16 protein-coding genes and 1 pseudogene are annotated in these 17,824 nt (G+C 70.0%); 3 read left to right on the top strand and 14 right to left on the bottom strand.

Annotated elements, in window-relative coordinates; translation table 11 throughout:
- Positions 1–11 precede the first annotated feature (11 nt).
- Genes IF67_RS0137130 through IF67_RS0137120 form a run of 3 tightly spaced genes read right to left on the bottom strand, consistent with a single transcriptional unit; the run spans position 12 to position 2,062 of the window.
- Positions 12–917, bottom strand: a complete 906-nt coding sequence (locus tag IF67_RS0137130; protein WP_030993280.1) for an SAM-dependent methyltransferase — start codon at positions 915–917, stop codon at positions 12–14.
- Positions 914–1,192, bottom strand: a complete 279-nt coding sequence (locus IF67_RS0137125; protein WP_030078909.1) for a DUF397 domain-containing protein — start codon at positions 1,190–1,192, stop codon at positions 914–916. The genes IF67_RS0137130 and IF67_RS0137125 overlap by 4 nt, the downstream gene beginning before the upstream one ends.
- A 3-nt stretch (positions 1,193–1,195) precedes the next feature.
- Positions 1,196–2,062, bottom strand: a complete 867-nt coding sequence (locus IF67_RS0137120; RefSeq protein WP_030993278.1) for a helix-turn-helix domain-containing protein — start codon at positions 2,060–2,062, stop codon at positions 1,196–1,198.
- A 109-nt stretch (positions 2,063–2,171) separates the two neighbouring features.
- On the opposite strand from IF67_RS0137120, the gene IF67_RS0137115 reads away from it, so the two are divergent.
- The gene (locus IF67_RS0137115) at positions 2,172–2,660 is read left to right on the top strand and encodes an ATP-binding protein (protein WP_030078913.1); all 489 of its coding nucleotides are present in this window, start codon (positions 2,172–2,174) and stop codon (positions 2,658–2,660) included.
- A 71-nt stretch (positions 2,661–2,731) separates the two neighbouring features.
- Here the strand turns inward: IF67_RS0137115 and IF67_RS0137110 are convergent, their stop codons facing one another.
- Positions 2,732–3,532 carry an SGNH/GDSL hydrolase family protein gene (locus IF67_RS0137110; RefSeq protein ID WP_030993274.1) on the bottom strand — a complete coding sequence of 267 codons (801 nt, stop codon included), beginning with the start codon at positions 3,530–3,532 and terminating at the stop codon, positions 2,732–2,734.
- Between the two features lie 255 nt (positions 3,533–3,787).
- Between IF67_RS0137110 and IF67_RS0137105 the strand changes: the two genes are divergently transcribed.
- Positions 3,788–4,597: a tyrosine-protein phosphatase gene (locus IF67_RS0137105; RefSeq protein WP_030993272.1), complete on the top strand. Its 810-nt coding sequence runs from the start codon at positions 3,788–3,790 to the stop codon at positions 4,595–4,597.
- A 373-nt stretch (positions 4,598–4,970) separates the two neighbouring features.
- Positions 4,971–5,426, top strand: a complete 456-nt coding sequence (locus IF67_RS0137100) for a hypothetical protein (RefSeq protein ID WP_158713220.1) — start codon at positions 4,971–4,973, stop codon at positions 5,424–5,426.
- 115 nt (positions 5,427–5,541) lie between these two features.
- On the opposite strand, the gene IF67_RS0137095 is transcribed toward IF67_RS0137100, so the two are convergent.
- The 10 genes and pseudogenes from IF67_RS0137095 to IF67_RS43435 all read right to left on the bottom strand — a co-directional run.
- Positions 5,542–6,924: an aspartate aminotransferase family protein gene (locus tag IF67_RS0137095; RefSeq protein ID WP_030993268.1), complete on the bottom strand. Its 1,383-nt coding sequence runs from the start codon at positions 6,922–6,924 to the stop codon at positions 5,542–5,544.
- Positions 6,921–8,801, bottom strand: coding sequence for a 1-deoxy-D-xylulose-5-phosphate synthase (gene dxs / locus IF67_RS0137090; protein ID WP_030993266.1), 1,881 nt, complete (start codon positions 8,799–8,801; stop codon positions 6,921–6,923). Before dxs ends, IF67_RS0137095 begins: the two co-directional genes overlap by 4 nt.
- Positions 8,802–8,939: 138 nt before the next feature.
- Positions 8,940–9,965 (bottom strand): adenosyl-hopene transferase HpnH, encoded by a 1,026-nt coding sequence (hpnH, locus tag IF67_RS0137085; protein WP_030993265.1) that lies wholly within the window; start codon positions 9,963–9,965, stop codon positions 8,940–8,942.
- Between the two features lie 5 nt (positions 9,966–9,970).
- Positions 9,971–10,639, bottom strand: coding sequence for a hypothetical protein (locus IF67_RS0137080; protein WP_030993263.1), 669 nt, complete (start codon positions 10,637–10,639; stop codon positions 9,971–9,973).
- Positions 10,639–12,657 carry a squalene--hopene cyclase gene (shc, locus tag IF67_RS0137075; protein ID WP_030993261.1) on the bottom strand — a complete coding sequence of 673 codons (2,019 nt, stop codon included), beginning with the start codon at positions 12,655–12,657 and terminating at the stop codon, positions 10,639–10,641. The genes IF67_RS0137080 and shc overlap by 1 nt, the downstream gene beginning before the upstream one ends.
- Positions 12,658–12,764: 107 nt before the next feature.
- The gene (locus tag IF67_RS0137070; RefSeq protein ID WP_051819059.1) at positions 12,765–13,886 is read right to left on the bottom strand and encodes a polyprenyl synthetase family protein; all 1,122 of its coding nucleotides are present in this window, start codon (positions 13,884–13,886) and stop codon (positions 12,765–12,767) included.
- Entirely contained in the window at positions 13,883–15,340 is a 1,458-nt protein-coding gene (gene hpnE, locus IF67_RS0137065) for a hydroxysqualene dehydroxylase HpnE (RefSeq protein WP_420708741.1), read from the bottom strand. Before hpnE ends, IF67_RS0137070 begins: the two co-directional genes overlap by 4 nt.
- 100 nt (positions 15,341–15,440) lie before the next feature.
- Positions 15,441–16,394, bottom strand: a complete 954-nt coding sequence (hpnD, locus tag IF67_RS0137060) for a presqualene diphosphate synthase HpnD (RefSeq protein WP_037840339.1) — start codon at positions 16,392–16,394, stop codon at positions 15,441–15,443.
- Positions 16,391–17,257 (bottom strand): squalene synthase HpnC, encoded by an 867-nt coding sequence (hpnC, locus tag IF67_RS0137055; RefSeq protein ID WP_030993254.1) that lies wholly within the window; start codon positions 17,255–17,257, stop codon positions 16,391–16,393. The genes hpnD and hpnC overlap by 4 nt, the downstream gene beginning before the upstream one ends.
- A 449-nt stretch (positions 17,258–17,706) precedes the next feature.
- Positions 17,707–17,824 (bottom strand): annotated as a pseudogene (locus IF67_RS43435) (ABC transporter ATP-binding protein); the annotation flags it as partial.

Here is a 17,824-nt window from a genome sequence, read left to right as displayed (position 1 = left end):
GGCCCGGCCGGTCAGTCCTTGCGCCCCACTCCGCCATAGAAAATGGTGTCGTTGAGCTCCTCCGCGCCGGGCACGGCCCCGTCGGGCCGCCACAGCGGCACCCGTACGACACCCGGCTCCAGCAGGGTGAACGGTCCGAAAAGCGGCTCGATCCCGGCCTTCGACCGCAGATTGAGGGTGGCGGTGGAGCTCTTGTAGACATTCACCACGCCGTCGCGCGCCCGCTCGTCCGTGCGGCCCGCCGCGTAGGCCTCGTAGGGCTCACCGGTCGCATGCGACAGGACGAGATGACTGCCCGCGGGGAGCGCGTCGGCGAGGCCGCCGACGATTCCGGCGGGGTCCTCGTCGTCCCGGATGAAGTGCAGTACGGCAACCAGCAGCAGCGCCACCGGCTGGTCGAAGTCGATCAGTTCGCGGACGGTGGGGTGATCCAGCACCGCCTTGGGGTCACGGACATCGCCGAGCACGAAGCCGGTGCGTTCGGTGTTGGTCAGCCGGGCCCCGGCGTGGGTGGCGACGATCGGGTCGTTGTCGACGTACACGACGCGGGTGTCGGGAGCGGTCTCCCGGGCCATCTCATGGGTGTTGGGCGAGGTGGGGATGCCGGTGCCGATGTCGATGATCTGGCGGATGCCGCCGGTGACCAGTTCGCGCACCGCCCGACGCAGGAAGGCGCGGTTGGCACGGGCGCTGTGCCGTACCTGGGGGTGGACCTCGATGACACGCTCCGCGGCCACCCGGTCGACCTCGTAGTTGTCCCAGCCGCCGAGGTAGTAGTCGTACATCCGGGCCGGGTGCGGCCGGCTGGTGTCGATCTCCTCGGCCGGGAATCCCGAGTGCTCAGGCCCCTGGACGTACGGTCCGATCTCCGGGACCCCGCCGTCCGGCGCCTCCTGGGATATGTCCTGCTCGCTCATGCCGTCCTCCGTTCGGTCAGCCGGCACGGGGCCGCCGAGAGCAGGAAGTCGGCGTGGCCGGCCTTGGCGCCCTCGATGAAGCTCACCATTTCGCGATGGGTGTAGATCAGCGCCGGGCCGTCCGGGTCGGTCGACTGGCGCAGCGCGATACGGCCGTCGCCCAGCCGCATGGCCTCGACGCACTCGCCGCCGTTTCCGCCGCTCCACGGCTTGTGCCAGCCCTCGTTGCCCAGTTCCTTGGCGGGCATGCCGTTGTAGATGCGTATGCGATCCATGGTTCAGATCTCCTTGCGAAAGCCACCCAGAATGGCCTCGGTGGTGTGTGCCGGCGCGGCCTGCGCACACATCCGGTCCAGGGCCTCCAGGAACTGCGAGACGTCGTTGCGCTGGTCGAAGTACACGGCTCCGACGAGGCTTTCCGCGTAGGCGATGTCCGGGAGCTCCGGGATCGGGAAGCGGAAAATGTGGAAGGGGCCGTACATGGCGGGGTGCGGGCCCGCGGCGAAGGGCATGACCTGGAGCCGGACGTTCGGCAGCGCGGTGGCCTCCATCAGCCGGGTGACCTGGTTGCGCATCACCTGGGCCCCGCCGATCGGCCGCCGCAGGACCGTCTCGTCCATGACCGCCCACAGCATCGGTGCGTGGTCACGGGTCAGGAGGGACTGGCGCTCCATACGGAGCGCCACGATGCGGTCGATGTCCGCCGAGGAAGCGTGCGGCATACCGGCCCGCAGGACGGCGGCGGCGTAGTCCTCGGTCTGTAGCAGTCCGGGGATGTAGTGGGGTTGGTAGGCCCGGATGAGGTTGGCTTCGCTCTCCAGGCTGACGAAGGCGCTGAACCACTCGGGGAGCACGTCCCGGAACCGGTGCCACCAGCCGGGCTTGTTGGCCTCGCGGGCCAGGGAGAGAAAGCCCTCGATCTCGTCCTCGGCGGTGACGCCATAGGTCGCCAGCAGCTTCTCGACGTAGGGGAGCTTGAGGCCGACCTCGGCCTTTTCCATGCGTCGTATCGTGGCGTGCGTCACATCGAGAGCCGCGGCGGCCTGCTCGAAGGAGAGCCCCGCCTTCTCGCGCAGGTCCTGCAATCGCTTGCCGAGCACCACCCGCAGGACGGTCGGTGCACCTGCCGACCGTGGGTCCGCCACGTCCCATCCCCTCCAACTGACTCCAGTGCTCAGCAGTGTGTCATGCCGTCAGCAGCACGAACAGACTGCACTTACGATTCTGCAAATTGCAGAGTGATCCTTGCCATCGGTGACCGACATCGCACATAGTTACGACGTGGCTTCCTCCAACAACGCTCCTTCGTTAGGGCGCTGTGGCGGCTTTGTCGCCCAGTACCCGCAGGACGCGTTCCACTTGCCGGCGCGACGCACGTCCGTTCCCGAGGCGCGCAGACGCGTCAGTGCGCTGCTGCTCGAGTGGGGCGCGGATCAACAAGTCCGCGACGACGTGGAGTTGGTGGTTTCCGAGCTGTTCACCAACGCGGTGCGGCACACCGACAGCGAGAAGGTCGGCTGCGAACTCGCCCTCTTCGGGGCGCACATCCGCATAGAGATCACGGACCAGGGCGGCCCGGAGGACTCGGCGCCGCACGTCCAGCCCGGCAGCGTGGACAAGGAGTGCGGACGAGGGCTGTTCCTCGTCGGCGCGCTGTCCGAGAGCTGGGGTTCACGGCCCGCCGACAGCGGCCGGGGCCGGGTCGTCTGGGCGGATCTGCCGTACTCCTCGCTCGCGCACTGAGGCCCCGCTCCGCATCGGCGGAATCGGGGCCTCCGTCATGTCATGGGCCCGGCGACGGACCCCAGACCGCATCAGAGCGGCAGCAGATCGGGCCGCTTGGGCTCGACATGATCACCGGACGACTCACCGCGCAGCCGACGGCCGATCCAGGGCACGAGGTGCTCCCGCGCCCAGTGGATGTTGTCCCGCCGCGCCTCGGCGGCCGAGCGCTCCGCCTCCGGGGGCCACGGCTGGTCCGGATCGGCCGGCACCCGTAGCCCGAGCACCTGCGCCGCGCGCAGCGCCACCCGGGTGTGACCGTCGGCGGACAGATGCAGCCGGTCCGCGCTCCATGCCCGCCGGTCCTGCACCGACTTCAGCGACCACAGATCGAGGACCGGGCAGTCGTGCCGGTCCGCGATGGCCCGGACATGCGCCGTATACGTGGCGATCTTGCCGCGCAGATGCTTGAGAACGGGGATGCCGCGGGTGTCGAAGCCGGTGCAGAGCAGGACCGCGCCGACCTCCTTCCGCAGATCGACGACCGCCGCCTCATAGCGCTCGGCGACCGCGTCCGGGTCCGAGCCCGGCCGCAGGATGTCATTGCCACCGGCACAGAACGTCACGAGGGCGGGGGCGAGCGCTTTCGCCCGGGGCACCTGCTCCTCGACGATCTGGTCCAGGAGCCGCCCCCTGACCGCGAGGTTCGCGTAGCGGAAGTCCCCCTCGGCCTGCTGGTCCGAGAGCAGGACCGCCAGGCGGTCCGCCCAACCGATGTACGCCCCGTCAGGGCCGGGATCCCCGACCCCCTCTGTGAAGCTGTCCCCGACGGCTGCGTACGACCCGATGGCGCCATGGGCGCCGTTGCTGATGTACTTCGAATCGTCTGCCACGTCAGGACATAATTCACCTCATGAAGTGACCTACGCCACCGTAACCAGGGGTTGACGAGGGGTGATTAATGCCACCAGGTCAAATTCTTGTCAAGTTGGAATAAGAATCGATCACCCCCTGTTCCCCCCAGCACTTCGCTGCGCATTTGTGGCGCGAGGGTTGCGACCTGATTGCCTATTGCATCAATGTCGTATCGTCGAAGGTGCCCCGCCTCGCCGACGAGCGGCGTCGGCGAACGAACCCGAGGAGCGCCCGTGACGCAGCAGACGCCGCAGGTCCCGCAGGCCCAGCCCGAGCTCACGGAGGTCCGCAACTTCCGCGATGTGGGCGGTCTGCCGACCGTGGACGGGCGTCGCCTACGGGAGGGCAAGCTGTTCCGCAGCGGGCACCTCGCTCACGCGACCGAGGCGGACGCCGCATTTCTGGCCGGTCTCGGGCTGCACACCATCTTCGATTTCCGCAATGCCTCGGACATCAAGCTGGAAGGCCCCGATGTCGCGCTGCCCGGCGTGGCCAACGTGAATATCCCGCTCACCGATCCGGCCGACGGCGCGGAATTCTGGACGATGGTGCGCGACGGCGAGCTGGACCAGCTGCGTTCCGCGCTCGGCGACGGCAAGGCCGCGGCTCGGATGGCCAAGACCTACCGCCACATCATCACCACCCGCACCGAAGACCACAGCAGGGTGCTGCATGCGCTCGCCGAGGACAGCGTCCCGGCACTGATGCACTGTGCAGCCGGCAAGGACCGCGCCGGCCTGTCCGTCGCCGTGACCCTGCTCGCGGTCGGGGTGGAGCGGGAGGCCATCGAGGAGGACTACCTCAAGTCCAACGATCCCCACCGCCGCTACAAGATCCGTCGCTCCGACAACTCCGCGGTCGGGATGTCGCAGGAGGTCATGGAGCTGCTCTCGCCGCTGTTCGGCGCACACACCGACTACCTCGCGGCCGCCTACGACGCGATCGAGCAGACCTGGGGCTCGACGGAGAAGTACCTCACCGACGGCCTGAAGCTGGCGCCCGCCACCCGGGAAAGTCTGCGCGCCCAGCTGCTGACGGACTGAGCATGCGGCACCGCCCCGTTCACGGCTCCGTGACCCACCCCGCGACCCGCATCTGACCCGCGGGAAGCCAAGGGCCCCTCCCCCAGAGCACATCGGGAGAGGGGCCCACAGTTTTTCCCGGCCGGCGCCTCCACGGCCCGTACCTCTCGGGCAGGTCCCGCCGGTCCGTACCTCCCCTGACGTGCGGCTCCGCTTACCATGTCCCGGTCAATTCCATACGGCGGGGGAACGGGGGAGAGCAGAGGGTTTTCTTCACCCCCGTAGCCGAGCGCGCCGCCGCATCCGGTCGGCGCACTCGGCTCAAAGCCACATCTGCACAGAGGAAGTCATGCGTTTCCACCGAATACTTGCCATCGCCGGAACCTTCTTCGCCTTGGCATCGGTTTCCGCTTGCAGCAGCCTGCCCTCCGCCGGTTCGCCCCAGGAGGCCGGGGACTTCCTCAAGTCGACGCTCAGCTGCGCGAGCATCGACATCGCCTCGCCCCGCGAGGTGCAGCAGGTGGAGGCCATGGGGATGACCGGCATCAACGGCGGCGGTGAGTGCCAGGACCCCGCGGGCGACGACGGTGACGCCGACTTCCTCACCATCGAGGACATGGAGGCGTTCCAGACGGCCGTCAAGGGGGACGAGGACGAACAGGACGACCTCATGATCGGCGACGATTTCGCCGTCGACCCGAGCAGCGACGATCAGCGGCGCCAGCTCCTCAAGGCCGGGCTGCTGTTCCTCAACTGCACCTCGGACTTCAAGGCACCGTCGGGCCGCACGGCCGAGGAGGGCGCGGTGGAGGGCTGCGCCACGACCGACTACTCGGAGGATCTCGACTGACCTCCCCTTCGCGGAGCCGCGCGCACCACGTCCGCGCGGTTCCGTTCCGCGGTCGCGGACGGGACGGACCGTCCGCGACCGGCGGCAGGTGACCGAGGGGCGCTCCTGCCCCCGGTCAGCGGGTCTGGAGCGCTTGCTTGACCAGCGTCCGCCCGAAGTCCCACATCAGTCCGCCGCTCCCGTGGGCGTCGTCCATGACGGCCGTGAACGCCTCGACGAATCGGTCCACTTCCCGTTCCCCGATGATCAGTGGCGGAATCAGCTTGATGACTTCGAGATGGTCGCCGGAGACCTGGGTCAGGATGCGGTGCCGCTGGAGCAGCGGCACCACGACCATCTGCGCGAACAGCCCCTTGCGGGCCGCCTGGAGCATCGTCCAGCGGCCGCGCAGACCAAGAGACTTGGGGCGGCCGAACTCGATGCCGATCATCAGGCCGCGGCCCCGTACGTCATGCAGCAGCTCGTACTTGTCCACCAGCGCGGCGAGCCGGGAGCGCAGCAGTTCGCCGGTGCGCCGGGCGCCCGCGACGATCTGCTCGTCCTCCATCACCGAGAGCACCGCCAGACCGGCCGCCATCGCCTGGGCGTTGGCACCAAAACTGGCGGAGTGCACCAGCACCCGGTCCATGGACGAGTAGACCTTCTTGAAGATCCAGTCCTTGCCGAGGGTCGCCCCGACCGGGACATAGCCGCCGGACAGTGCCTTCGCCACACACACCAGATCCGGCTCGACGCCGTCCTCGTGCTGGTAGGCGAAGAAGTCGCCGGTGCGGCCGAGGCCGGTCTGCACCTCGTCGGCGATCAGCAGGGCCTGGTGCCGGTGCAGCAGCTCCTGTGCGGCGCGCAGGAAACCGGGCGGTGTCGGGTGGACGCCCTTGCCCTGGATCGGTTCGACCACGAACCCCGCCACATCGCCGCGCTTCAGTTCCCGCTCCAGCGCGTCCAGATCACCCATCTCCAGGGCGGTGTCCGGCAGCAGCGGGGCGAAGCCGTCCCGGAAGCCGTCCTCGCCGTTGACGGAGAGCGAGCCGGTGGTCAGGCCGTGGAAGGCATGGGTGCAGTAGAGGATGCGCCCTCTGCCGGTGGCATAGCGGGCGAACTTCAGGGCGGTCTCGACGGCCTCGGTGCCGCTGTTGCCGAAGAAGACCCGGTCGAGGTGGGGAGCGTAGGTCAGCAGCTTCTCGGCGAGCAGGCCGGGCAGCGGCTGGCAGTCGAAGCGGGTGAGATCGGGGAGTTCGGCGTCCAGGACATCGTGCAGTGCCTGGCGGACGACGGGGTGGTGCCGGCCCAGGCCCATCACCCCGAATCCGGCGAGCATGTCGAGGTAGTCCTGGCCGTCGGTGTCCCAGAAGTAGGCGCCCTGGGCCCGCTCGTAGACCTTGTCGAAGCCGATGGTGTGCAGCATGCGTGGGAGTTGGTGGTTGAGATGGCGGGCGTGGAGTTCGTAGCGCTCGCCGCCGCGCTCGGCGAGCAGTGCGGTCAGATCGAATCCGGTCACGAGCGGCTCTCCTTACGGGCCAGGGCGGTGCTGATCCGGCCGGCGATCTCGGCCGGGGTGAGGCCGATATCGGCCAGCAGCTCACCGCGCTTGGCGTGCGCCAGAAACTGCTCGGGGATACCGAAGGTGCGCAGCGGCACGTCCACGCCCGCGTCCCGCAATGCCTGGCCGACCGCCCACCCCACGCCTCCGGTACGGCAGTTGTCCTCGACGACGGCCACCATGGCGTGCTCCGCGGCGAGTGCGGGGAGGGCGGCGTCGACCGGCTTGACCCACCGGGGGTCGATGACGGTCGCGTCGACACCGCGCGCCGTGAGGAGTTCGGCGACCCGCAGACAGACCGGCGCCATCACGCCGACCGCGACCAGCAGGACGTCGGGGTGCGGTGCCCGGTGGAGGACATCGACGCCGCCGATCCGGTCCATGGCCAAAATCGGGTCGTCCACCGGCTCCTTGGGGAAGCGGACGACGGTCGGTGCGTCGTGCACGTCCAGTGCTTCGCGCAGCTGGGCCCGGAGCTGGTCGGCATCGCGCGGTGCGGCGATCCGCAGGCCCGGTACGACGCCGAGCACCGACAGGTCCCACATGCCGTTGTGCGAGGCGCCGTCGGTGCCGGTGACACCTGCCCGGTCCAGCACGAAGGTCACTCCGCATTTGTGCAGTGCCACGTCCATCAGCAGCTGGTCGAAGGCACGGTTGAGGAAGGTGGCATAGACCGCGACGACAGGGTGCAGACCGCCGGTGGCCAGCCCAGCCGCCGACACCGTCGCATGCTGTTCGGCGATGCCCACGTCCCACACCCGGCCGGGGTACACCGCGGCGAACTTCCCGAGCCCGACCGGTTGCAGCATCGCCGCCGTGAGGGCGACGACATCCTCGCGCTCGGCGCCGATGCGGACCAGCTCGTCGCCGAAGACGGAGGTCCAGGAGGGTGCGCCGGGCGGGGTGACGGGTGCACAGGTCAGCGGGTCCATCACGCCGACGGTGTGGAAGTGGTCCGCCTCGTCCTCCAGGGCGGGCGGATAGCCGCGGCCCTTCTCGGTGAGGCAGTGCACCAGCACCGGCCCGTGGAAGCCCGCCGCGCGGCGCAGCGCGGATTCGACGGCCGCGATGTCATGACCGTCGATCGGTCCGAGGTACTTCAGGCCCAGGTCCTCGAACATGCCCTGGGGCGCGAAGGCGTCCTTGAAGCCCTTCTTCGCACCGTGCAGCGACTCGTAGAGCGGCTGTCCGACGACCGGGGTGCGCTGGAGCATGTCCTTGCCCCAGGCCAGGAACTTCTCGTAGCCGTCGGTGGTGCGCAGGGTGGCGAGGTGGTCGGCGAGGCCACCGATGGTGGGGGCGTAGGAGCGCTCGTTGTCGTTGACGACGATGATCAGGGGGCGGTCCTTGGCGGCGGCGATGTTGTTGAGTGCCTCCCAGGCCATCCCGCCGGTCAGTGCGCCGTCCCCGATGACGGCCACCACATGGCCGTCCCTGCCCAGCACCTGGTGCGCCTTGGCCAGGCCGTCGGCCCAGCCCAGCACCGTCGAGGCATGGCTGTTCTCGATGACGTCGTGCGCGGACTCGGCGCGCGACGGATAGCCGGACAGACCGCCCTTGGCCCGCAGCTTGGAGAAGTCCTGACGGCCGGTCACGATCTTGTGCACGTACGCCTGATGGCCGGTGTCCCACATGATGCGGTCGGCGGGTGAGTCGAAGACGCGGTGCAGGGCGAGGGTCAGCTCGACCACGCCCAGGTTGGGCCCCAGATGGCCGCCGGTGCGGGCGACGGACTGCACGAGGAAGTGCCGGATCTCCTCGGCGAGTTCGGCCAGACGGTCCTCGGGGAGCGCCTTGAGGTCGCGTGGATCCCGGATGTTCTCCAGCATCGTCATGTTCGGTCCCCCTCTACTGCTTCAGCTGACGGACGCCGGCCCGGCCCGGCCCACGCGCGGCGTACGGCGCATGGGCACAGGCCGGACCGGGACGCCGGTGAGCCTCCTTGGTGCCACGGGCTCACTACTGATCGACGGTCACCCGCGGTTTCCTGCGACGGCCTCCTTGGCCGCCCTGATCGACTCCTTCAGCGACCCCATGGTGGCGAGGACGGCGGTCGGCTCGTAGCCGCAGTGCGCCATGCAGTTGGCGCAGCGCGGGTCCTTGCCGCGGCCGTACTTGTCCCAGTCGGTCTCCTCGATGAGCTCCCGGTACGTCGGGACGTACCCGTCGCTCATGAGGTAGCAGGGGCGCTGCCAGCCGAAGAGCGAGTAGTTGGGGATCGCCCAGGCCGTGCACGGGAAATCCGCCTTGCCCTCCAGGAAGTCCAGGAACAGCGGGCTGTGGTTGAGCCGCCAGCGGCGCCGGTTGCCGCCGGCGAAGGCCTTCTTGAACAGCTCCCGGGTCTGCTCGACGCCGAGGAAGTGCTCCTGGTCGGGGGCCTTCTCGTAGGCGTAGGCGGGCGACAGCATCATTTCGTCGACCTGAAGATCGTCATTGAGGAAGTTGAGGACCTCGATGATGGTCTGCGGGGTGTCGGTGTTGAAGAAGGTGGAGTTGGTGGTGACCCGGAAGCCGCGCCGCTTGGCCTCCTTGATCGCCGCCACCGCCTCGTCGAATACGCCTTCCTTCGCGACGGATTCGTCGTGCCGCTCGCGCATTCCGTCGATGTGCACCGCGAACGCGAAATACGGCGAGGGGGTGAAATTATCCAGCTTCTTGCGCAGCAACATCGCGTTGGTGCAAAGGAAGATGTACTTCCGCTTCGCCACCAACTGCCGCACGATCTCGTCGATCTGCGGGTGCATCAAGGGCTCGCCACCGGCGATGGAGACCATCGGGGCACCGGACTCCAGCACCGCGCCGACCGCCTGCGCCACCGGCATGCGCTGCTTGAGCACGCCCGCCGGATGCTGGATCTTCCCACAGCCCTCGCATGCCAGGTTGCACGCGAAAAGCGGTTCCAGCTCCACGATGAGCGGGAACTTCTCACGCCGGCGGATCATCTTCTGTTCGAAAAGATAGGTCCCGACCCGGATGGTCTGGCGGAGCGGCATAGCCATCTGGCTCACCTCCAGGGGAGCAGCAAAGAACGGTGCCATTCGTAGAAAACGGGAAGTACGGAGCGCAGCACGCGGAAGGCCGATATTCCACCGCGCACCGTGGCGATGCGTACGAGTTCATGTTCTGGAGCGTCCACGACCACCCGGACGGCCGCAACCGGACGGCTTCCGGCGCGCCGGGCGGCACGGAGGGTCGCGGCGGATTCCATATCCACGGCGACCGCGCCGGCGGCATGCAGTGCGGCCCGCTCCGCGCCGCGTACGACGTGGTCGGAGCCGCGCAGCAGACCGCTGTGCACGGTCAGGCCGCGTTGCCGCAGGGCCCGCAGCAGCGGGCCGTTGTCGCGGCAGAGCGTCTCGGGGGCGTCCGCGTGATGATCGCGGGTGGCTTCGGCGACGACCACGTCCCCGGGGCGCATCCCCGGGGCGAGGCCGGCGCAGAAGCCGCTGGCCACGACAGGAGAACGCTCGGTCACCGATCCTGCACTCAGCGCTTTTGTGAGGGCACGTTCGGCCGCCTGGGGTCCCATGCCGGTACGGAGCGTGACCAGCCGCGGGCGGGCTCCTCCCGCCGCTCCCCCGCGGTCACCGCCGCGCAGCGCGAACCGCTCGATGCCGAGCGCACAGGCGACCAGCAGGGGCGGGTCCGCGTCCGTGGGGGGCCGTCCCGGCATCAGGACCCCACCGGCGCGTCTGCCGGTCCCCCGTTGACGTAGCGGCCCAGAGCCGTCAGGGGGAAGACCTGGCGGTAGAGGTGGTAGTTGATGGAGAAGTCCCAGGGGAAGCCCGTGCCGGTGAAGTACGGCTCGTCCCAGGACCCGTCCTCGCGCTGGGCCTCGGTCAGCCAGCGCACTCCGCGCCGTACCGCCTCACTGTCCCGCTCACCGGCCGCGAGCAGCGCCATGAGCGCCCAGGCGGTCTGCGAGGCGGTCGAGGCGCCGCGCCCCGCCCACCGCTCCTTGTCCTGGTAGGAGCGCTGGTCCTCGCCCCAGCCCCCGTCGTCGTTCTGCACCCGCTCCAGCCAGAGCACCGCCCGGCGCACCGCGGGGTGCGAGGCGGGGATGCCGGCCGCGGCGAGTGCGGGGAGCACCGAACCCGTGCCGTAGATGTAGTTGGTGCCCCAGCGGCCGAACCAGGCACCGCTGGGCTCCTGTTCGGCCAGCAGCCAGGCGATACCGCGGCGGGTGCGCGGGTCGTGGGTACGGCCGACGTCGGCGAGCATCTCGACGACATGGGCGGTGACATCGGCCGACGGCGGGTCGATGACCTCCCCGAAGTCGCAGAACGGCAGACGGTTGGGGAACGGGCTGGTGTTGTCGACGTCGAAGGCGCCCCAGCCCCCGTCCTTGGACTGCATGCCGAAGTTCCAGCGCACCGCGCGGCGCACCGCGGCTTCCACCCGCTGCGGGTCGGGGTGCCTGACCCGGCGCAGCGCGAGCACGACCTCGGCGGTGTCGTCGATGTCCGGGTAGTTGTCGTTCTCGAACTCGAACCCCCAGCCACCGGACGGGAGTTGGGGCCGCTTCACGCTCCAGTCGCCGGGCCGGTCGATCTGCTCGGCGAGCATCCAGTCGACGGCCTTGACCAGCTGCGGGTGGTCGGCGGGCAGTCCGGCGTCGGCGAGCGCGATGGCGGCCAGGCAGGTGTCCCAGACCGGGGACTGGCAGGCCTCGATCATCCGGGCACCGTCCTCGCGCCATACGGCGAACCGGTCCAGGGACGCAAGGCCGGTGCGCAGCACGGGGTGGTCGAGGTCGTAGCCGAGGAGGTGCAGCGCGATGACGGAGTAGACGGCGGGGGGCTGGATCCCGCCCCAGCAGCCGTCGTTCTCCTGCCGCTCGATGATCCAGCGGGCGGCGGAGCGCATCGCGGCGCCGCGCAGCTTGCGGACGGCGACCTTGTGGTAGAGGTGCAGCGCCTTGTCGAGGCGCTGGAAGAGGCCGTCCCAGCTGGTGGCGGGGGCGAGCGGCCGCGGCGGATTGGGCCGGCGCGGATCGGTGTGCAGCTCGTCGAGGCCGAACGGCGCCGGGCGCACCGGGCGCTTGGCCGAAACGATGGTCAGCGGCACGATGGTCTGCCGCGCCCAGCATCCGAAGTCATAGATGTTGAGCGGGAACCACTTGGGGAAGTAGAGCAGCTCCGGGGGCAGTTCGGGCAGGTCGTCCCACTTCCACCAGCCGAAGAGGGCCAGCCAGATGCGAGTGAAGACCCGGGCCGCGGCCACGCCGCCCTGCTCACGGACCCATGCGGCGGCCATGGCCATGTGCGGTGCGTCCGGGGCGTCCCCGGCGAGGCGCAGGGCGACATATGCCTCGATCGTGGCGGAGAGTTCGCCGGGCCCGCCGTGGAAGGTGGCCCAGGTGCCGTCCGCACCCTGTTTGCCGCGGATGTAGCGGGCCGCGGCCTCGGTGAGCTTCGGGTCCTGGATGCCCAGGAATTGACGAAGCATCAAATCTTCGGCGTCCATCGTGACGTTGGTCTCGAGGTCGCCCTTCCACCATCCGGCGGGGTCCTGGACGGAGAGCAGATGGTCCGTGGCGCGGGCGGTCGCACGCCGGGCGGCCTCCGCCGTGTCCTGCCGTACGGCGGTTCTGGTGGGTGTGGCGTTTTCGGTGGTCTCAGCGGTGGCATCGCTGGCCGAGGGGGCCCGGGGCGGCAGCGCCCCGGTGCTTCCGTCGGTCGTCGCTGTCATGGCTTCCCCTTCGGCAGTGAACTGTGAAAAGCGTGCTCAGGGATTCCGTCGGCCGGCGCCCGGATGGCACCGGCCGGCGACTGCGATCTATTCGGTGTCGGCGCGACTCATCTCTGTCGTACAACGACGAAGTCCGCGAGTGCGACGAGCTGTGCACGGACGTTCTCCGGGATGTCGATCTCCTCAAGGGCTGCGACGGCGGTGGCGTGCTGGCGGCGGGCCTCCTGCGAGGTCCACTCGCGGCCGCCGGCCTCCTCGATGAGAGCCGCGCGGGAGGCGAACTCCTCCTCGGTGAAGTCGGCGATCTCGGTCTCGCTCTTCTTCGCGTCGGCCGCCAGGATCTCGGCGAGACGCTCGGAGGCCGGGCCGCCGGCGGCCAGCGCGGCGACGACCGGCAGCGACTTCTTGCGCTGGCGCAGGTCGCTCCAGGGCCGCTTGCCGGTGGCGTCCGGGTCGCCCCAGATGCCGAGCAGATCGTCGACGGCCTGGAAGGCGAGGCCGAGGTGGTAGCCGTACTTCTCCAGGGTGTCGGCGGTACGGTCGTCGGCGCCGCCGAGGACGGCACCGATGGAGACGGCGCAGGCCAGCAGTGCGCCGGTCTTGTTGCCCTCCATCTCCAGGCACTCCTCGACGGTGACCCGCTCGCGGTGCTCGTAGGAGATGTCCTGGGCCTGACCGTCGATCAGCTTGCGGGAGGCCTGGGTGAGCCGGCGGGTGGCACGGCCCGCGTCGACCGTGCCGAGCTCCAGCAGTATTTCGTTGGCGAGGGCGAAGAGCGCATCGCCGACGAGGATGGCCTGTGCGGGGCCGTGCACCTTCCAGACGGTGTCGCGGTGCCTGCGCTGCTCGTCGCCGTCCATGAGGTCGTCGTGCAGCAGCGAGAAGTTGTGCACCAGCTCGACGGCGACCGCGCCGGGGATACCGACCTCGGGAGCCGCGCCGGCGGCCTCGGCCGACAGCAGGGCGAGCGCGGGCCGGACCGCCTTGCCGCTGTCGCCCGTGGTGGGACGGCCCGCGGCGTCGATCCAGCCGAAGTGGTAAGCGGCGACGGTGTCCATGGGAGGAGCGAGCCGGTCCACGGCGGCACGCAGCACGGGAGTGGCGAGTGTCCGCCCGCGCTCCAGCAGCGCGGTGACGCTCTCGGTGTCGATAGCTGGGGAAGCCGGATTCACGGTTTCTCCTCTGTTTCCGATGCTCGTGCTCGTGCGAGCGCTCGTACTCGTAGTCATGCCGCCTCCTGAGGCAACTGGCCCTGGGGGAAGCCGAGTTCGGTGAGTGCCTCGCGAGCGGCGGCAGTGCCGCTGCGAACAGCGCTTTCCATGGTCGCGGGCCACCCGGTGGCGGTCCACGCACCGGCCAGGAACAGGCCGGGAGCTTGAGTGCGGGCGGCGGGGCGGAGCCTGCCGACGCCCGGGGCGGGCGCAAAGGTCGCGGTGCGCTCTCGGGTGACGAAGAAGTCGTGGATCCTGGCGCCGCGGGCGGCGGGCAGCAGCCGCTCCAGCTCGGGCAGGTAGCGGGCACGGAGCTTGGCGACCGGCTGGTCGATCTCCTCCTGCGCGGCGGACTGCGAGACCGCCAGATACTGGCAGTGCTCACGGCCGGCGAGGTGCGTCAGCCCCGAGGCGTCGGTGCGGTCGAAGACCCACTGGACCGGGGAGCCGACCGCGGCGAAGAAGGGGCGGCGCAGCACCTTGCGGTCGTAGACGACATGGAGGTTGAGGATCGGGGCCGTACCGATGTCCAGCAGCCGGTTCTTGCCGTCCAGCGTCCCGTCGGGCAGCAGAGTGTGGGCCTCGCGCTGCGGTACGGCGAGCACGACGGTGTCCGCGGCCAGCTGCTCGCTGCCGTGCGGGCCGTTCTCCACCGTGACCTGCCAGCCGTCGTCGCTGCGCGTGACCGCTCCGGCGCGGGTGCGCAGGGCGATGCGTACGCCGGCCTTCTCCAGGGCGGTGCGGGCGAGGGTGTCGTGGACGTCGCCGAGCGGGACGCGGGACCAGCCGATGTCGGCGGCGCCGGGGGCGGACAGCAGCCCGGTCTTGAAGACCTTGGCGGCCAGGCCCATCGAGACGTCGTCGGCACGGGCGTTGAGGGTCGCGATGCCGACCAGGTCCCACAGCGCCTCGATGGCGCGGGCGGACTGGCCGTACCGGCGCAGCCAGCTGCCGAAGTCCACGCGGTCCAGCGCGGGGTCGGCCGGGTCGAGGCCCTTGAGCGCGAGGGTGGCGCGGACGACTCCGGCGCGCTCGGCGGGCGAAAGATGCGGATAGCCGGCCAGGCTCCGGGCGAGGTGCAGCGGCACGGGGAGCGCGGTACGGCGCAGCCGGCCGAGCCGCATCCGGTCGGCGTCCAGTACCGGTACGTCCATGCGGTCCTGGAGGGGCACCAGCTGCGCGGCGCCGATCCGCTCCAGCAGCCGGCTGTAGGCGGTGCAGCAGCGGAGATAGACATGCTGGCCGTTGTCGACGGTCAGCTCGCCGGCGCCGGAGTCGCGGCGGAAGGAGAAGACCAGCCCGCCGAGGCGGGGCCGGCCCTCGACCAGGGTGACCCGCAGCCCCGCGTCGGCCAGTGCGAGCGCCGCGGTGGTACCCGCGAGACCGCCCCCGATGACCACCGCGGCCGCGCCCCCGGGACGGCCTGACGGCAGGACGTGCCGCAGGCCGGGCCGCCTGGCTCCCGATGTCATGTGCTCTCCCCCCGTACTGCTGTGAGGGACGCAGCCACCCGGGAGAGGGTTGCCTGGCGCGCTGACGCGGGGTCACCGCTGTCGTGCGCCGCCCGGTGCATCATCCGCGCCTCCGGACGGACTCCCGGCGGCCGATCGCCCGCGCGTCGAGCCCGGACAGCCCGCGCACCGCGACGAACGCCTTCTCCCGGCCGGGCAGCGAGACCCGGCCGCGCAGCACCGCCTCGGGGTCGGCGGCGATCCGGGTCAGCAGGCGGTGGTAGATACCGGCCATCGCGGCCACACAGGCGCCGCTGCGCCGGTCGAGCATCGGCAGCAGCCGGAAGCCCTCGGCGAACAGCGCGCGGGCGCGCTTCACCTCGAAGTGCACCAGGCCGGTGAAGTCGGAGCCGGGCGGCGGTACGGGGCGCTCGAACCCGGCCGCGCAGCCGAACTTGGCGAGGTCCTCGGCAGGGAGATACGTACGGCCGTTGCCGGCGTCCTCGCGAACGTCCCGGAGAATGTTGGTCAGTTGCAGGGCGAGGCCGAGGGTGTCGGCGTACTCGGAGGCGCGCTCGGCGTCCTGTGCGCCCGGCACCGTGCCGAACACACCCAGCGAGAGCCGGCCGATGGCGCCGGCGACACAGCGGCAGTAGCCCCTCAGCTCGTCCCAGGTCTCGTAGGTCTCGCCGCGCACATCCATCAGCACGCCGTCGATCAGCTCGTCGAGACCGTCCAGCGGCAGCGGGAAGCGGCGGGCGGCGTCGGACAGCGCGACGGCCACCGGGTCGGTGTCGTCCTCGGCGATCCGGCCGTCCTTGATGCGCGCCAGCAGCGCCCGGGTGTCCTCCAGGCGCCCTTGCTTGGCGGTGGGCTCCAGGGTGCCGTCACCGATGTCGTCGACCCGGCGGGAGAAGGCGTAGAGCGCCGACATGGCCTGCCGCTTGTCGGTCGGCAGCAGCCGGATGCCGTAGGCGAAGTTGCGTGCCTGCTGCCCGGTGATGGCCTCGCAGTAGCGGTACGCAGCGAGCACCGGCGCGGACGCGTGTGCAGTTGCCTCCACGGTCCGACTCACCCCTCTCTTCGCAATGTCGCCCCCACCTCGCGCAGCAGGCTGAGCTTGGTCGGCTTGGGCGGTCCAGGGAGTACGTCGTGATCGGCGGCCGCGACCGCCTGGAGTGCAGCGCGTCCGCCGCCGACGAAACCGGCCAGCAGCAGCTTGAGTCTGCCGTGGACGCTACCCACCAGCGGGGTGCCTTCATTCAGCAGCTCACGGGCGCGTTCGGCTTCGTAGGCGATCAGTGCACGCACCGATGCGCCCCCGCTCGGCGCGGCCAGATCGGCCTCGTTGACCCCAAAGCGTTTCATGTCCTCGGCGGGGAGGTAGATACGGTCGCGCCCGAGGTCCTCGGCCACGTCCTGGACGTGTTCGACGATCTGGAGGGCGGTGCAGACCGCGTCCGAGTGGCGGATGCGTTCGGGGCTCGCGGTGTCGGTGATGGCGAGGACGAGCCGGCCGACGGGGTTGGCGGACAGCTCGCAGTAGGCGGCCAGGTCGTCGTAGGTGCCGTAGCGGCTCACCCGCTGGTCCTGCCGGTTCGCCTCGATGAGGGCGAGGAACGGCTCGGGGGTCAGTGCACAGCGGCGGACGGTCGGGCCGAGCCGGCGCATCAGCGGATGCCCGGGGCCGGGCGCACGGTCGCTGAAGACGCGGTGCAGGTCCGCTTCCAGCGCGTCCAGCAGCGCGGGCCTGTTGTCGCCTTGCGCGCGGTCGAGTCCGAGGAGTACGGCATCGCCGCCGCCGGGGGCGAGATCGCCGTCACCGATGTCGTCGACGAGCCGGGCGAAGCCGTAGACCGCCATCAGGTCCGTGCGCCAGGCGCGGGGCAGAAAGAACGGCGCGACCGGGAAGTTCTCGTGTGCGGCCTGATCGAGCACGGTGCGCGTCTGCTCCCGCCCGTCACCCGCCGCCCCCCGCCGGAGGAAGGCGCGACGCGCCTGCTCGTTGTCTCGGCTCACCGGGGGCTGCCCGGCGCATTTCGGTGCCGGAGCGAACCAGTAGCCATTGCCGTCACGTCTCCCGTTCTACACCGCCAAGCTAAAACATCCTATTTCGGACACGCCGCAGCAGGCGACGCGCCCGATCGAGCCCACATCGCCCGCCCGGGTGAGCATTGCCCGACATATACCACTTGCGCTGTTCGGTACCCGTACAGCTTACGCCGTACATCTCGCCCGAGTCCGAGGGGGTCCCGAAGCTTGAGGCAACGATCCGTTCAACATCCATTACGCCCGAACTGTTCCCGGATCCAATGGAGTTGACCATTTCATGACGCTCGAAGGCCCCCGCGAGGCGGACTCACGGAGGCCTTCGGCTGCGAGAGGGGCTATTTGCCCGTCTCCTTTTCGTAGGCCTTGATCACTTCGTCCGTCGGGCCGTCCATCAGCAGTTCGCCGCGTTCCAGCCACAGGACGCGGTCGCAGGTGTCGCGGATGGACTTGTTG

This window comes from Streptomyces sp. NRRL S-1813 (assembly GCF_000719605.1).
Lineage (GTDB): Bacteria > Actinomycetota > Actinomycetes > Streptomycetales > Streptomycetaceae > Streptomyces > Streptomyces decoyicus.
The sequence above is the reverse complement of the archived record's forward strand: the minus strand, read 5'-3'. Positions and strand labels throughout refer to the sequence as shown.

Excerpts from the sequence above, each read along its gene's own strand:
- hpnH (WP_030993265.1), bottom strand. The coding sequence starts at position 9,965 with ATGGCTATGCCGCTCCGCCAGACCATCCGGGTCGGGACCTATCTTTTC.
- IF67_RS0137070 (WP_051819059.1), bottom strand. The coding sequence starts at position 13,886 with ATGACTACGAGTACGAGCGCTCGCACGAGCACGAGCATCGGAAACAGA.
- IF67_RS0137080 (WP_030993263.1), bottom strand. The coding sequence starts at position 10,639 with ATGCCGGGACGGCCCCCCACGGACGCGGACCCGCCCCTGCTGGTCGCC.
- IF67_RS0137125 (WP_030078909.1), bottom strand. The coding sequence starts at position 1,192 with ATGGATCGCATACGCATCTACAACGGCATGCCCGCCAAGGAACTGGGC.
- IF67_RS0137130 (WP_030993280.1), bottom strand. The coding sequence starts at position 917 with ATGAGCGAGCAGGACATATCCCAGGAGGCGCCGGACGGCGGGGTCCCG.
- hpnE (WP_420708741.1), bottom strand. The coding sequence starts at position 15,340 with ATGACATCGGGAGCCAGGCGGCCCGGCCTGCGGCACGTCCTGCCGTCA.
- dxs (WP_030993266.1), bottom strand. The coding sequence starts at position 8,801 with ATGACGATGCTGGAGAACATCCGGGATCCACGCGACCTCAAGGCGCTC.
- shc (WP_030993261.1), bottom strand. The coding sequence starts at position 12,657 with ATGACAGCGACGACCGACGGAAGCACCGGGGCGCTGCCGCCCCGGGCC.